Source organism: Ruminococcus sp. (genome assembly GCF_024684275.1).
Map to the genome: position 1 here is coordinate 23,972 of NZ_JAIKXF010000096.1, position 14,923 is coordinate 38,894.

At 48.5% G+C, this 14,923-nt stretch carries 13 protein-coding genes; 3 read left to right on the forward strand and 10 right to left on the reverse strand.

The genetic code is table 11. The annotated features are described in order from the left end of the window. Positions 1–23: 23 nt before the first annotated feature. Positions 24–509 (reverse strand): crossover junction endodeoxyribonuclease RuvC, encoded by a 486-nt coding sequence (ruvC, locus tag K5677_RS10940; RefSeq protein WP_296727895.1) that lies wholly within the window; start codon positions 507–509, stop codon positions 24–26. Positions 510–731: 222 nt separating this feature from the next. Between ruvC and K5677_RS10945 the strand changes: the two genes are divergently transcribed. The 3 genes from K5677_RS10945 (at position 732) to K5677_RS10955 (ending at position 4,529) form a co-directional block, all read left to right on the forward strand. After that, positions 732–1,847, forward strand: a complete 1,116-nt coding sequence (locus tag K5677_RS10945) for a bifunctional chorismate mutase/prephenate dehydratase (protein WP_296727898.1) — start codon at positions 732–734, stop codon at positions 1,845–1,847. A 13-nt stretch (positions 1,848–1,860) separates the two neighbouring features. Then, positions 1,861–4,236, forward strand: a complete 2,376-nt coding sequence (locus K5677_RS10950) for a homocysteine S-methyltransferase family protein (RefSeq protein ID WP_296727900.1) — start codon at positions 1,861–1,863, stop codon at positions 4,234–4,236. Between the two features lie 62 nt (positions 4,237–4,298). Next, the gene (locus tag K5677_RS10955; RefSeq protein WP_296727903.1) at positions 4,299–4,529 is read left to right on the forward strand and encodes a hypothetical protein; all 231 of its coding nucleotides are present in this window, start codon (positions 4,299–4,301) and stop codon (positions 4,527–4,529) included. Between the two features lie 85 nt (positions 4,530–4,614). Here the strand turns inward: K5677_RS10955 and K5677_RS10960 are convergent, their stop codons facing one another. Genes K5677_RS10960 through K5677_RS11000 form a run of 9 tightly spaced genes read right to left on the reverse strand, consistent with a single transcriptional unit; the run spans position 4,615 to position 14,923 of the window. Beyond that, positions 4,615–5,538 (reverse strand): lysylphosphatidylglycerol synthase domain-containing protein, encoded by a 924-nt coding sequence (locus tag K5677_RS10960; RefSeq protein WP_296727906.1) that lies wholly within the window; start codon positions 5,536–5,538, stop codon positions 4,615–4,617. Then, positions 5,535–6,512, reverse strand: a complete 978-nt coding sequence (locus K5677_RS10965) for a glycosyltransferase (protein ID WP_296727910.1) — start codon at positions 6,510–6,512, stop codon at positions 5,535–5,537. Before K5677_RS10965 ends, K5677_RS10960 begins: the two co-directional genes overlap by 4 nt. Next, positions 6,496–7,470 (reverse strand): glycosyltransferase family 2 protein, encoded by a 975-nt coding sequence (locus K5677_RS10970; RefSeq protein ID WP_296727912.1) that lies wholly within the window; start codon positions 7,468–7,470, stop codon positions 6,496–6,498. Before K5677_RS10970 ends, K5677_RS10965 begins: the two co-directional genes overlap by 17 nt. Before the next feature lie 17 nt (positions 7,471–7,487). Beyond that, positions 7,488–9,956: a hypothetical protein gene (locus tag K5677_RS10975; protein ID WP_296727915.1), complete on the reverse strand. Its 2,469-nt coding sequence runs from the start codon at positions 9,954–9,956 to the stop codon at positions 7,488–7,490. A 9-nt stretch (positions 9,957–9,965) separates the two neighbouring features. After that, positions 9,966–11,150, reverse strand: coding sequence for a glycosyltransferase family 4 protein (locus K5677_RS10980; RefSeq protein ID WP_296727917.1), 1,185 nt, complete (start codon positions 11,148–11,150; stop codon positions 9,966–9,968). Beyond that, complete coding sequence (locus K5677_RS10985; RefSeq protein WP_296727919.1) at positions 11,147–12,352, reverse strand: glycosyltransferase family 4 protein; 1,206 nt, start codon at positions 12,350–12,352, stop codon at positions 11,147–11,149. The genes K5677_RS10980 and K5677_RS10985 overlap by 4 nt, the downstream gene beginning before the upstream one ends. A 13-nt stretch (positions 12,353–12,365) precedes the next feature. After that, a complete protein-coding gene (locus tag K5677_RS10990) occupies positions 12,366–13,448 on the reverse strand; it encodes a glycosyltransferase (protein WP_296727922.1) in 1,083 nt (360 codons plus the stop codon). Further along, positions 13,448–13,903, reverse strand: a complete 456-nt coding sequence (locus K5677_RS10995) for a hypothetical protein (RefSeq protein WP_296727925.1) — start codon at positions 13,901–13,903, stop codon at positions 13,448–13,450. Before K5677_RS10995 ends, K5677_RS10990 begins: the two co-directional genes overlap by 1 nt. Positions 13,904–13,906: 3 nt before the next feature. Continuing rightward, the gene (locus K5677_RS11000) at positions 13,907–14,923 is read right to left on the reverse strand and encodes a class I SAM-dependent methyltransferase (RefSeq protein ID WP_296727926.1); all 1,017 of its coding nucleotides are present in this window, start codon (positions 14,921–14,923) and stop codon (positions 13,907–13,909) included.

Sequence of the window (14,923 nt, forward strand, 5' to 3'; positions counted from 1 at the left end):
TCCATTCCTGATCTCGATCTCCGTCAGCTCCACCTGACGGAATGCCCGTGGCATATAGCTATTGCAAGAGCGTCCGCCGCATCGTCGGGCTTGGGTATCTGTGCAAGTCCGAGAAGCTGCTTGGTCATCTCCATGACCTGCTTCTTTTCCGCCTTTCCGTAGCCGACCACAGACTGCTTTACCTGCAATGGGGTATATTCCGAAACAGGGATATTCCTTGTTGCCGCCGAAAGAACGGTGATGCCGCGAGCCTGTGCCACGTCTATTGCAGTTTTCTGGTTGGTTGTGAAGTAAAGCCGCTCTATCGCCATACAATCGGGGGCAAATTTGTTGAATATGAACTCAATATCCTCATGAATGGCTCTGAGCCGCTCGGGAAAAGGCGTTCCTGCCTCGGTGAGCACTGCTCCGTATTCTATGGGGGTGAACCTTACGCCGTCATAATCCAGAACTCCGAATCCGACTATGGCATAACCCGGATCTATCCCCAGTATTCTGACTTTTTTCAATGTTTTTACCTTTTATTATGTTAAAAGTTTCGTATAGTCATAGTTACTCACTATATACTGTATTATTATAACATAAAACAAGTAGCCAATGCAATATATTTATCCGTTTTTTATTGATTTCTACAAAAATAAATGCTATAATATGTGAGGTATATCAATGAGCCTTCAGGCTTGGTCACAGACAGCTGAGGGCTCACGGCTAAAAACGGAGGTATTTTTTATATGGATCTTAAACAGCTTCGGGACGGCATAGACGCTATAGACAGCGAGATTCTCTCACTCTTTATGAAGCGCATGGAGCTCTGCAAGGGCGTTGCTGACTATAAAAAGGAGCACAAAATGCCCGTATTTCAGGGTGGACGCGAGCAGGAGATAATCGACCGTATCAAGTCTCTCACCAATAACCCAAAGCTCGAAAACGGCACATCTGCACTCTTTACCAATATCATGGATATAAGCAAGATACTACAGAACCGCTCTATCCTTACGGATTCCCATGATTACACATATACTGCTCCTGACTTTGCAGGCGCAAAGAAAATAGGCTGTCAGGGCACATCAGGCGCAAATTCCGAGGCGGCTGCCGAAAAGGTATTCGGAAGCAGAGAATTCACATTCTACCCCTCATTTGAAGATGTATTCAAGGCTGTACAGGCAGGAGAGGTGGACTACGGCGTTCTTCCCGTTCAGAACTCCACCGCAGGCTCTGTGGACAGCACCTACGACCTTATGGCGAATTATCCGTTTTACATCGTGAAAATGGTGACTTTAGAGATAGACCACTGCCTTGCAGCTAAAAAAGGCACTAAATTAGAGGATATAACCTGTGTTTATTCGCACAGGCAGGCTCTTTCACAGTGCGAGGTGTTCCTCAGCAAGACAAGGCTGAAAAAGTCAGAATACAGCAATACTGCAACTGCTGCGGAAAAGGTGCTCAGAAGCAGCGAGCCTATAGCAGCTATCTGCTCAACTTCCTGTGCAGAAAAGCTCGGTCTCGAAATAATCGCCCGTGATATTGCGGACTGTACCATAAACCGCACTCAGTTCATCATAATCTCAAGGGACTTGCAGGTAGACGAGGCTTCGGACGCTGTTTCCGTAATGCTCACTATCCCCCATACCGAGGGTAGTCTTTACCGTTTGCTGACAAAATTCTATGTAAACGGCATGAACCTGCTCAGGATCGAGAGCCGTCCTATCCGTGACGGCAGCTTTGACGTAATGTTCTTCCTCGATTTCAGCGGAAAGCTCTCTGATCCAAGCGTAAAGGCAGTTCTCCGCGACCTTGAGGAAAATCTCAGCAATTTCCGCTGCATAGGCACATTCAAATCCGAATAAAAAGGAGATAAATATGTCCCAAGATTTCTATTCCCTGCTTGAAAGCAGCAGCTTCGTCTTTCTTGACGGAGGTATGGGAACTATGCTTCAGGCGCACGGCATAAAGACCGAGCACGTACCCGAGCTGCTGAATATAACCGATCCCGAGGCTATAATGAAGATACACCGCCTGTACGTTGAAAGCGGCGCTGATATAATCTACGCCAACACCTTCGGCGCAAACCGCTTTAAGCTGGCAAAATGCGGTCATACCGTTGATGAAGTAGTTTCGGCAGGCGTTGCCAACGCAAAAAAAGCCGCCGCAGGACGTGCTCTTGTGGCTCTTGATCTTGGTCCTATAGGACAGCTCCTTGAGCCTGCGGGTACGCTTAAATTCGAGGAAGCCTACGATGTTTATCAGGAGCTTGTCCTCGCAGGCAGGGACGCCGATGTGATAGTTATCGAGACTATGACCGACCTTTATGAGGTAAAAGCCGCTGTTCTCGCCGCAAAGGAGAACTCGGACAAGCCCGTTCTCGTCACTATGACCTTTGAAGAGAATATGCGAACCTTTACAGGCGTTTCCCCTGAGTGTATGGTGGCTGTGCTGGAAGGTCTGGGAGCTGATGCTATCGGCGTAAACTGCTCTCTCGGTCCTGAGGAGCTCTTCCCTGTTCTCGACAGGATATGCGCTCTAACAACTCTTCCCGTCATAGCCAAGCCAAACGCAGGACTTCCCGATCCTGTCACCAACGAATACAACGTTGATCCCGGTGATTTCGCCGCAAGCGCCGTAAAGCTGGCTAAGGCAGGCGTTACCGTATTCGGAGGCTGCTGCGGAACTACTCCTGACCATATTTCAGCTATGACTGAGGCTCTTTCAGGCATGGAGCGTCAGACAAGAAAGATAGTCCGCGCAAGCATAGCCTGCTCAGCGGTGAACTGCGTTACCATAAATCAGCCCCGTGTTATCGGCGAGCGTATCAACCCTACGGGCAAAAAGCGCTTCAAGGAGGCTCTCCTCGCTCATGATGTAGACTATATCCTCAGTCAGGCTGTTGAGCAGATACACGCAGGTGCGGAAATTCTCGACGTAAATGTGGGACTCCCGGGTATCGACGAAAAGGAAATGATGATAACCGCTGTAAAGGCTATACAGAGCGTCTGTGATACGCCATTGCAGCTTGACTCCACTATTCCCGAGGTACTCGAAGCAGGTCTGCGTGTCTACAACGGCAAGCCTATCGTAAACTCGGTAAACGGAGAGGACGAGTCCTTAGAGGCTATACTTCCGCTTGTTAAAAAATACGGCGCTTCCGTGGTGGGACTTGCCCTTGACAAGGGCGGCATACCCAAAACTGCCGACGGGCGCTTTGCTATCGCGGAAAAGATACTCCGCCGCGCTATGGAGTACGGCATACCCAAAGAGGACGTATTCATCGACTGCCTTACACTGACGGCTTCTGCCGAGCAGGACGGCGTTATGGAAACTCTCAACGCTCTCCACAGAGTAAAGGTAGAGCTGGGACTGAATACGGTGCTTGGTGTATCCAATATCTCCTTCGGTCTGCCGAACCGTGAGCTCATTACCCGTACATTCCTCACTATGGCGCTTCACAGCGGACTTACCCTGCCTATCATAAACCCCAATATCGAAGGAATAATCGGAGCTGTAAGAGCCTACAGGCTTCTTGCAGGAATAGACCGCAACTCCGCCGAATTCATAAGCATATACGCTCAGGACGACAATGCGCCGAAGGCTCCTGCTCCTGCGCAGGACAAGGGAGCTCCCGATATAATGTACGCGGTGGAAAACGGACTGAAAAATCAGGCTGTGAAAGCCGCCGAGGAGCTTATGTATACCGTCCCTCCTATGGAGATAATCAACGGCTATCTTATCCCTGCTCTTGACAACGCAGGCGCTAAGTTTGAAAAGGGCAAGATATTCCTGCCTCAGCTCATACTCACCGCAGAAGCGGCTCAGGCTTGCTTCGAGGTCATAAAAACACGGCTCTCTGCAGCAAACAGCGAGAGCGTATCCAAGGGCAAGGTGGTGCTTGCCACGGTCCACGGCGATATACACGATATAGGCAAGAATATCGTCAAGGTCCTCCTTGACAGCTACGGCTTCACGGTCATAGACTTAGGAAAGGACGTGCCTCCCGAAACTATAGTAAATGCGGCTATTGAGCACAAGGTAAGCCTTGTGGGACTGTCCGCGCTGATGACAACTACCCTCGGCGCTATGGCTGAAACTATAAAACAGCTCAACGAAAAGTACCCAGAGTGCAAGACTGTTGTGGGCGGAGCTGTTCTCACCGCTTCATACGCCGAGCAGATACACGCTGATTACTACGCAAAGGACGCAAAGCAGACCGTGGATATAGCTTCACAGGTCTATGGTGCGTGATGAGCCGTTAGCCATTAGGCTGTAGGGGCGGATATTATCCGCTCGAAAAAGAGGTAAATATCATGGATAAGTTCACACTTAACGATCTGAAAATGGGATCACGAAGCGAAGTCCTCACCTTTCTGAAAAAGCTGTGGAATGGTGAAAATGCTCCATGCCCCGTCTGCAAAAATGCTCTTGAATTGCTTCATAAAAAAGCAAAGAAAAGCGACTGCGACTGGCAGTGCAGACACTGCGGCAAAATAATAAGGACACTGGATATTATCGATGAACTCAACAAAACAATGCCATAATAAAACTAAAAGCAGTCCGAATGGACTGCTTTTTCATGTATATATCAGGTGATTATCCATCGGGACGTCGAGGCGTCGTCCCCTACTATAGGCTCTTATGAGCTTTACCATATATCTTGCCGATAACGAATGCCGCTACGTCTGCAAATACCGAGCCTATCCGCATTACCAGCACGAACAGCACTATCCTGTCAGCAAAGCTGTCTCCGCAGACAAAGAGCATCACGCCCTCGCGTATGCCGATTCCGCCGGGAGCTCCCGGAGTAACGAAGCCGATTATCCACGCAAAGAGAAAAGCTCCTGTAAGCGCTGTCAGCTCAGCTGTGTCCGCCTGCGGCACTATAAGTGCAAGACAGCCCATATACATAGCCGCAGATACTGCGTTCTGGAGGAGATAATAAAATGCTCCGCGCAGGAGCATGGGACGGTTCTCCCTTGCAAAAGCCTTTGAATAGCGCGATATATAGGCTTTGAACTTTTCTCTGAACTTCATTCTTACCGCCAGTATCAGCAGTACCGCAAGAACTATGCCCACTGCGCCTACGATAAGCAGATTCCGTCCGTATTTCGACAAAAGCTCCGCTATTCTTCCGCCCAGCATTATCACTGATATGACAGCCGTCCAGAACACGCAGAAAAGCACGTCCAGCACCGTTGCGCAGGCTACGTCAACATGGCTTATCTCCATATCTGCCGCAAGCTGATTGCGTCCCACATACTGGAATACGTTTCCCGGAAGGTACTTGTAAAGATTAGACTGAGTATACACAGGCATTGCCGCAGAATAGGGTATCTTCCGCCCAGAAAGCGACCTTGTGAACACCAGCCACGGATAGCATGAGCAGATTATTATAACGGTCTGTATCACAAAACACAGCAAAAGTGCACATACCACCCTGCCCTCACTGAGCTGCGAAAAGCTTATATCCATGTCCAGAAGCTTCTTCACCACAAAGGCAAGGGCAGCTATCATAACTATATTGCCGATTATTTTCAGCGCTTTTTTCATATGCTTCTCTTGTCCTTTATTTCCTTTATGAGCTCCGCAAGCTTTTCGGGGCTGCCCATCTCGCAGAAATACACGCCCTCATCGCCCTCTGAGTAAAGCTCGTGATTGGCAGGATTGTCACCGAGAATAACAGGCTTGCCCATAGCACGGTAGATATAGGTCTTGCCTGCAATGGTGCGCCTTGCCTTCATGATGCTGCCGTCGAAATGTCCGCCGAGACACAGGTCTGCACCTGCTATCTTCTCAGCAAGCTCCTCCTGAGGCAGCCAGTTGATGTACTCTGTGATATTCTCGCCTGTGCGGACGTTCTTTTTGCCGAGAGGTCCGATAAATACAAAGCGAAGCCCCTCCTCGTCCTTCAGAAGGTCTATGGCTTTCAGTATGACCGATACTCCCTGAAGAGGGAGCACACTGCCGAAGTAGAGCACGGTGAAATCCTTGTTTTTCGGAGCTTCACGGGGATAGTATATGCTGCTGTCAGCCTCAAGATACAGAACGCTCATTTTATCGGCAGGGAAACCGAATTCTCTGCAAAAATAGCTTCCGTGAGCCTTTGTATCACATATTGCAAGGTCGGCAGCTGAAAGTGTGCGCTTGTCTATGAGCCTTAAAAGCTGCCCTATAAGGCTGTTCTTTCCGAATATTTTCCTGTCAAAGCACAGGGTATCATACATTGATATGAAAAAGTCCTCAATCAGCGGCTTTTTCCTGAGCTTTCTGCGGAAAAGCGGTATTACCAGCTGAGGGGCAAAGCCTATGAAGCTCATATCATAGTCCTTCATATCAACTCTGATAAGTCTGCGGTAAACATACATGAGCCGCTTTATGTAGCTCTTTTTATCCGAGCTTATAACAGTGACCGTATTGCCTGCCCTGCGAAGCAGCTCTATTTCCTGTACAAGCCTGAGATAATCGCTGTTTTTTGTAGCGACGTAGAGTATGCGCTTATCCTTTATGTCACTCAGCCTTTTCATTCTTTATTTCCTCGTCACTTTTGCCGCATTCCATTTTTCTCACTCTGTACTGAACGTCCTCAAGAAGCTTCCTGTTTGCGGATATAGTATCCCCCAGAAGCCCTATGGTTATGGTCTGGAAGCCCATCATAATGAGGATAGCCGTGAGGATAAGGGACTGTATGTGTCCGCCGCCCTCGCCCATAGCCATGAGTATAAGGAACCTGACGCCCAGTATGCCTCCTATGAGAAGCAGTACAAGTCCGATAGTCATGAAGAATTTCAGAGGCTTGTACATCACAAAGGAACGGGTAATGACCGTTGATGAGCGCTTCATATAGCGCCACATACTTGAAAACAGACGCGACGGTCTGGTCTCGGGATTTGTTCTTATGGGAACAGATGTCATGGCAGTTTTATTGTTTCCTGCCTGTATGATAGTTTCGAGAGTATATGTATACTCATTGACAACATTGAGTCTCAGTGCGGCGTCACGGGAATAGGCTCTGAAGCCGCTGGGAGCGTCGGGAATATCAGTGCCCGAAGCTACGCGGACTACCCAGCTTCCCAGATGCTGGAACTTTTTCTTCTTCCATGAGAAGTGCTCAGTCTGGTCGATAGGGCGCTCGCCGATAACAATATCAGCCTTCTGGTCAAGTATGGGACGTACTATCTTCTCTATGTCCGCACCGCAGTACTGATTATCCGCGTCAGTATTTACGATAATATCAGCGCCTAAGTGCAGGCAGGCGTCGATACCTGCCATAAAGCCCTTTGCAAGTCCCTTGTTGCGCTTGAAGGAAACTATATGGTGAAATCCCAGCTCCCTTGCACGGGCTACGGTATTGTCCTTGCTGCCGTCGTTGATTATGAGATACTCTATAGTGTCGATACCGTCTATATGTCTGGGCAGGTCGTTATACGCCAGCTCAAGAGTTTTTTCCTCGTTATAGCATGGTATCTGAATGATAAGCTTCATATTTTCATATCCTTTCTTTATGCAGCCGACGAAAAGCGGACTGACTTTACTGGTAATCCCAGCTCACGGTCATCAACGGGATTTGAAACCGAGGCGCTCCAAAGCGGACAGCGTATGGTAAGTATATTTTCGCCGTCCTTTACAAGCTCCTTATCAGCAGTAAAATGAAGCTGACCGCCGTTATTTGCATTGGTTACGGAATCAGAGCCTATCTCCTTACCATTGAGGAGCATAGTCACCTTTACCTCGTCAACACCAAGAGCTTCAAGAGGCATTCCGCAGCCAAGCTCCATAGTTATGTCGTAATCATCAGGATAAAGTCCGCACTCTATCTGTGCTTCCTCACTGTCTGTCCAGCAGAAAAAGCTTTCAAGGTCGGATACACCGCTCATTTTGGTATAATCTCCTGCAGCAGTGTACATGAATCTGTACTTGTCGTAGGAATAAATGCTGATATCCTCCTCGGTCGACCAGAAATACGTTGACATAGGCACTATTCTGTCTGTGTGGTTGAGGTCGTCCTCTATCCTGTGGAGCTTGTTTGTGTACATCACGGAGTAGTCCTCCTTGTCAAGCGACTTTTCAGTGATGATGATGACTCTGCCGTATCTCTGTGCAAGTCTCTCGAACTGCTGAGGGTCATCAATATCCTCGGGAAATACTGCCGCACCAGTCATGCTTCTGACAGGCAGCCACAGCCTGAGAGTGTAATTTGGCGATATAACGACACAGTCGCTGTCTGTTATGTAGTCGGTAAGGTCGGTAAGAATGCTCCACTCCATGCGTGAATCATCGGTATTGTACATGAGATAGCCGTCGAAACGTGAAACGTAGAGAAGTCCCAGCGCAGCGGCAGGGATAATGAGCTTTCCGCCGATATGGTCGAGAGCTGCGGCGGCAAATATCACCGCAACAGGCACAAACGGAGCAAGATAGCGTCCGTAGTAGTAGTAATACTGTATATCATAGCGCAGGAACGCCGAATATACCAGCACACAGTAGAAAAACATAAGGAATACCACAAGCTTTGAGCTTGTTTCGGCAAAGCGCTTCACCGATATGATACCGAAAAGGATACCAAGCGGCACGAGCACGATGCCTGCGTTTGCAAAGAAGCCCATCAGCGCTAAAAGGCTCATCTCGTCCCAGCTGCTGTATTTGAAGAACGCTCTTACCAATATATACACACATGGCAGTATGAGCAGCAGCCTCAGCATAAGGATGAACCACTTTGAATCAGATGCATCGCGGATAAATCTGCGCTGGTTGAAGCCCTTTTTCGTGCGTTTTTTCACTATAAGCGCAAATACTGTCACAGCTGCAAATGCTGCCGCAGAGACAACTGTAACAACTGCAGTGATGTTGTGAACGCTTACTCCGCCCACGAATACCGGCTTGTAGTTGTTCATGGTGTAGAATGGCTGAACGTGCCTCATGGCAAAATAGCTTGCAAGGTAAACAGCCACAGATGCGGGCATGAGCACAGCGTACTGCTTTTCCCTTGTGAATACGTACATTCCGCCGTATATCATCACAAACAGCGGAATCATAGTGTATATTGAAACATGATAGCAGCCGAATACTACTATTGGTATTATGGACAGCCATTTCTTGTCGGGATTTTCATCATCTGTCATGAAATACATGAAGGTCAGCGGTATCAGCGCAAGGAGCATTTCCGTAAGAGCTGCCTTTGCTACCCATACCACTATGGGAGCTGCCGCTGCACAGATACAGGCACAGGCTGCGGTGGTCTTTTTCAGCTTTAAATTGCCGCAGATGAAGTACACAAGGAATATGAGGCATACATAAAGCAAGGTCTCGAAGTCCTGCATATTCTCCATGCCGAAGTTTGTTCCCCACATTGCAAGAAGCGCGGAATATGTAGGTATTCCGTGGATTATTCCCGATGTTGGTCCCTGACTCCTGTCGTATACGGTGTCGGGATAGCTCTCATCGGGTATATCAAGTCCGCGGAGGTAGCTCTTTACAGCGTATTCAAAGACCTCTTGCTCGCGCTCGGTCTCAAGTCCGTCGTATTCCGTGATAGTTTTCTGGCGCTTGGTATCACCGTTCATGAAGAGTATAGCCTGCGTCTGATAAACGCCCTGATCCTGCCCCATGCCAAAAAGGTAATTCTTCTGTGACACAAAGGGTATCGCAAGAACAGCTATGATCATGGGTATGAGCATATCCTTTATTGAGAACTCATGCCCGAGAGTATGTCTCCTGCGGAAAAATTTTCCCTTGTCCAGAAACAGCACCGCTGCGAGAACCGCTCCGCACAGTATGGCGGTACCTGTGCCTGCGCGGAAAATGGTATACTTATCAATGACAAAGAGCGCCATGCTTGCGATTATATGTGTAAAGAACCACATTATAACGCCCATTGTCACAGCTTCTATGATGTTTTTCTTCTTAAACCAGATAACAGCACTCAGTACGGCAAGTACAGCTCCCACCAGGCAGACCGCTGAAAATAACATTTATTATATTCACTCCTCACAGATATGGTTTATCATCTCGCTGAAATTGCGCATTATTACCTCCCAGCGATAGTTGCTGTCGATATACGCCTTTGCATTTCGGCGCATTATGCCGTATTCCTCGTCATGACTGAATACATAGTCCAGTACGCCCTCAAATTCAAAATAATCGGTATAGTAAAGTCCGCCGTTGCTCTTTATGCAGTGCCCCTTCAGGACCTCGCATACGCCGTTTACGATAACGGGCACGGAAAGCGTCATAGCTTCAAGAACGGATATGGAAAGGCTCTCGAAAGCCGAGGGCAGCACAAGGCACTTTGCGCCCGATATGCCGCTGAATTTGTCCTCCTCGCTGACAAAGCCGAGACTTATGATGTCTTTATCCTTTGGTATCTCGCAGACTGGCTTGCCCATGAGGACAAGCTTCAGACCGCTGTCGGGACGGCGCTTTTTGTACTCCTGAAAGTATCTGAAAAGCTCGGGGCAGCATTTGCCCTCGTCGATACGTCCCACATATATGATGTAATCGCCCTCAATGCCGTATTTGCTGCGAAAGCCTGCTTCATCGGGCTCGCAGGGCACCTCAACGCCTGTGCCCATAACGCGGCAGGGCTTGTCCTTACAGTCAAAAAGTCCCTGCACCAGCGCTTTTTCCTCATCTGTCAGGAAAACAAACGCCTTAGGGAGCTTGAAAAAATCCTCATAGGTCTTGAAATGTATAAAGGGCTCCTCGTGGGCTGTGGGTATGAGTATGGACTTTTCAGCCACCTCGGGAAGTCCCTTTACGGTAAGGTAGTAAAGGTAGGTCACGAAGATGAAAATATCGTACTTATCCTTGCTTTTGCGGATATAGTCTATAGCTCCGGGGGCATAAGGTCCCTGCTTCTCAAACCACTTTTCCTCAGTCTCGGTATTGTAGTTTGCTGTGCCCGAATTGAGGTATTTGCCGTTGAAATCGTTGAAATCCTTTGCACGGGGCTTTTCAACAGGAAAACGAAGCACATGGACTCCGTTTATGTCCTCCTCGTCGGCTTTGTAGTAGTTGTCCCATGTGGTGTATTCCAGAGCCTTTGTGGTTATGACATCGACCTCGAATTCAGCTGTAAGGCGCTCTGCGATAAGGCGGGTATAGTACTCCGAGCCGCCGTTTACTTCAAGTCCGTATCTCTGATTTATAAGCGCTATCCTTTTCATTCTTCTCCGACGACCTCTCTGAAAAACTTCCTGTACTTTTCAACTATAACGTCCCAAGCAAAGTTGCTGCGGACGTATTCTCCGCCGTTTATTCCCATTTGTCGAGCCTTCTCCCTGTTTGCAAGGAACCAGTCGGTACAGCCCTCAAACTCGAAGTAATCCCCGAAATAAAGACCGCCGTTGGACTCAGATACGAAATTTCTCGTTACAGGACAGCCGCTGTGTACCAGCACAGGACGTCCGCAGAGCCAGCTCTCCATGATAACAAGGGAAAAGCTCTCGTTTTTTGACGGCTGACAGAGGAATTCTGCCGCTCCCTGTCCGTTGTACTTGTCCTGCTTGTCCACAAAGCCCAGGTCGATTATCCTCTTTTGCTTTACTAAGTCAGCAGGGAGCTCTATGCTTCCGCCGCCTATGAGTACCAGCCTGAGGTCGGTATCACGGCGCTTGATGTACTCCGAGAAATACTTTACAAGGGTGTGGACGTTCTTGCCCTCGTCCTTGCGTCCTGCGTATATGATAAATGGGCTGTCTATGCCGAATTTTTTGCGGAAAGCCTCTCCGTCGGGAACTATGCCCGTATCCATGCCTATTCCCATGACTATGGTCTTTGTGCCGCTCTGTGAGAAGCCGTAAAGCTTCTCTGCCAGCTCTGCCTCGGGACGGGCATTGAATATCATGCCTGCGGTCTTAGGGAAAAGCTCCTTATAGCGGCTCATATAGGCGTAAGCCTCGTCGTGGAAGCAGGGTATGAACACCGACTTATCCGGGAACAATTTAGCACCATTATAGGCTGTACACAGCAGATATGGTATGAATACGAACAATGAGTATTCGTCGCTGTGCTCTTTCATATAGTCATAAAGCTGAGGGCAGTTCACCATTTCCGACAGGAATATATCCTCCTCGTCGGGAGTTATGCGGTGTCCCTTCATAAGCTTTGCGTTTACTGCATCAAATGCCGCAGTATCACGCTTTTCCACCTTGAATCGCCTTACTGTCACGCCCTTTGAGGTCTTATCCACGCCCTCTTTGTTGTAATTCTCGCTCCAGTCCGAGCCTGCGTCCTTAATGCAGGTGGAAAGTATCTCAAGGTCAACTCCCGCCGCATGGAGGTGGTCGGTCACCTCACGGAGCTCCATTTCTGCTCCGCCGGGGATATTCTCTCCGTACCACGGGATAACAAATCCAATCTTTTTCATTTCAGTATCCTTATCAGGTCGCTGTCTTGCCGTCAATAAAGGCTTTCAGCTTGGTCTCGAATATATTGCTCAGACGCTCGTAGGAGAAGTACTCAAGTCTCTTGCGCTGTCCCTCGATGATACTCTCACGGAGCTTGTCATCGGTGAGCAGTCTGTCAATGACTGCCGCCGTAAATACAGGATCATTATCATCAAGGAGTATACCGCTTCCGCCGAGAGTCTCGCCGATAGCACTGGTATTATAGGCGATTATGGGGACTCCGAAGAACATTGACTCGACCAGCGGTACGCACAGTCCCTCATGCTCGCTCATGCATAGAAAAGCGTCAGCGATATGGTAATACGCCAGTATCTCGCTGAACTTGATATGTCCTGTGAATATAACATCATCGCTGAGTCCGAGGGCGCTGACATATTTCACAAGGCGTTCGTTATAGTTCTCCATGCCGTTTGCCGAGCCCACAAGTATAAGCCTTGAATCGGGATTCAGCTTTCTGTAGCAGGCATATGCGCGGATAACATTTTCCTGTCTCTTGTTGGGAGCTATTCTTCCCACGAATATGATATTCTTCTTGCCGTCGCGGTATTTCTTCATGACAGCCTCGTCGGGAGCCTGCTCATAGTCCTCGAATTTGGTAAGGGAGGGGCTTATCTCGATATTGCAGGTATAGCCCATTCTTATGAGCTCTGACTTGTTGTACTCCGAAACCGCAAGGACAAAGTCCATTTTGTCGCGGAGATACTCAACGCCCTTGTAGCCGTACTCAGTAAGCTGTGTCGCAGAGGCGCTGTAGGGGCGGAAGAAATCAGGGGGAGTGATATTGTGGTATATCATCACCCTGCGGCACTTGTAGCTGTCTATCTTGAAAGAAAGGTCAGTGCCTGTAGATTTGTGATATATGAGCACGTCGTCCTTTTTAAGGTCGCGGAGCTTGTCCGCCTTTATGGCAGTGCCCTCGGGAAGTCTCTTGTCTATATTCTCGGCGTAAATATCGGTGGAATAGCCCATTTTGCCGATTATCTCCTTTAATGCGATAGCATCGTTCCCTACTCCGTCGCCGAATGAAAGGGTAGGCAGTAACTGAACTACTCTCATTACTTGCTCTCCCTGCTGAGTCTGCTGCGGAGCTCTGCATTTTCGCGCTCAAGCTTGTCAAGGCGTATCATGAGCTCCTTATGTGAAAGCTCTAATGCCTCAACCTTGCTGCTCATATCCGATGACTTGCTGTCAGAAAGCGACTTCATAACTGTTACCGCATTTGCGTTGAAGTCGTTCTGCTCAAACACAACGGGCTCAACGTAGAACTTCATGAGCTTGCGGAGCACCTTCTTGAAGAACACCTTTATGCCGTTCCCCTGAAGCTCCTTATAGGGCTGTATATAGTAATGTGTGCTGATATAATCAAGAGCCTCCGATGCAGAGCCACTCTGAGCGTTCTTCTTGTAGGGAACGTCCTCAAAGCTGAGCATATCCGCAGTAAGCCCCTGCTCCTTTATTTTCTGCTTTATCTCAGCCATTATCTCTTCTATATTTATGCTTTCGTTTTCCATGTTTTATCCTTTCTTCACGGCTATTACAGCGTAATCCTGACTTCCGAATATCATGTCGGATACGCGCTTCATCGCCTCATTGAACTCAGCCGTATTCTCAGCCTCTGCACATTTCAGCGGAGGTATCTCAAAGGGCGGTCTGCTGCTTTCGGTATATATTATCCCGATGTCCTTAAAGCCTGCCTTTTCAAGGTAATATTGAAGCGTCAGCGGGTGAACAGGCTTTATATGTGACGGGTCAATGTAGAATGCATTGGTGTATATTGACAGCGATGTGGGGTTTGGAGTCTCCATGATGATACAGCCGCCCTCCTCTAACCGCTCATATGCGGTATTGCACAGACGGATTATCTGATGAGGCTTCAGGTGCTCAACTACCTGTCCCACAAAAATGCCGTCAACGCCCTCGGTTCTTTCGAGAAAATCGCAGCCGTCGGCGCAGGTGGCTTTAAGCCCCTTAGAATTGCAGTATTCAGTATATGGCTCATAGATATCCACACCCTCGGCAGGTATGCCGTTATCCTGCATGAGTGAGAGGAATTCTCCTCTGCCGCAGCCGATATCCAATACCTTTTTCTTATCGCGGTAATACTTTAAATAAAACTCCTGAGACTTCTTGATGCTCTCGATAGAGCCTCGGAAGTGGTTCTCAAAGTCGAAATAGTCTATATCGTCGTAATCCGAGCCGCTGCTCACGGCAGCAGGTAAAGCCGCCTGTACAGCGCCCTCTGCGGTCTGCTGCACAGGAGCTGCTTTCAGCTTCTTTTCCACCGAGTTTATCTTGCTTTTAAGGAATTCCTCCTCGCTGGTGAGCCTTTCGATGAGAGTATTGTTATTCCTGAGATTGACACAGGCAGCCTCAAAATCTTTTCTTAACGAATCATTTGCCTGTACGTTGACAATATCCCTGTCTGCTGCCTCCAAGCCCGCAAAAAGCCAGCCGAAAAGCTTTCTTTTCAGCGCTCCCTTGATACCCTTCTGATTTTTTATACTGTCTATAAACTGCGATATATTACTCAT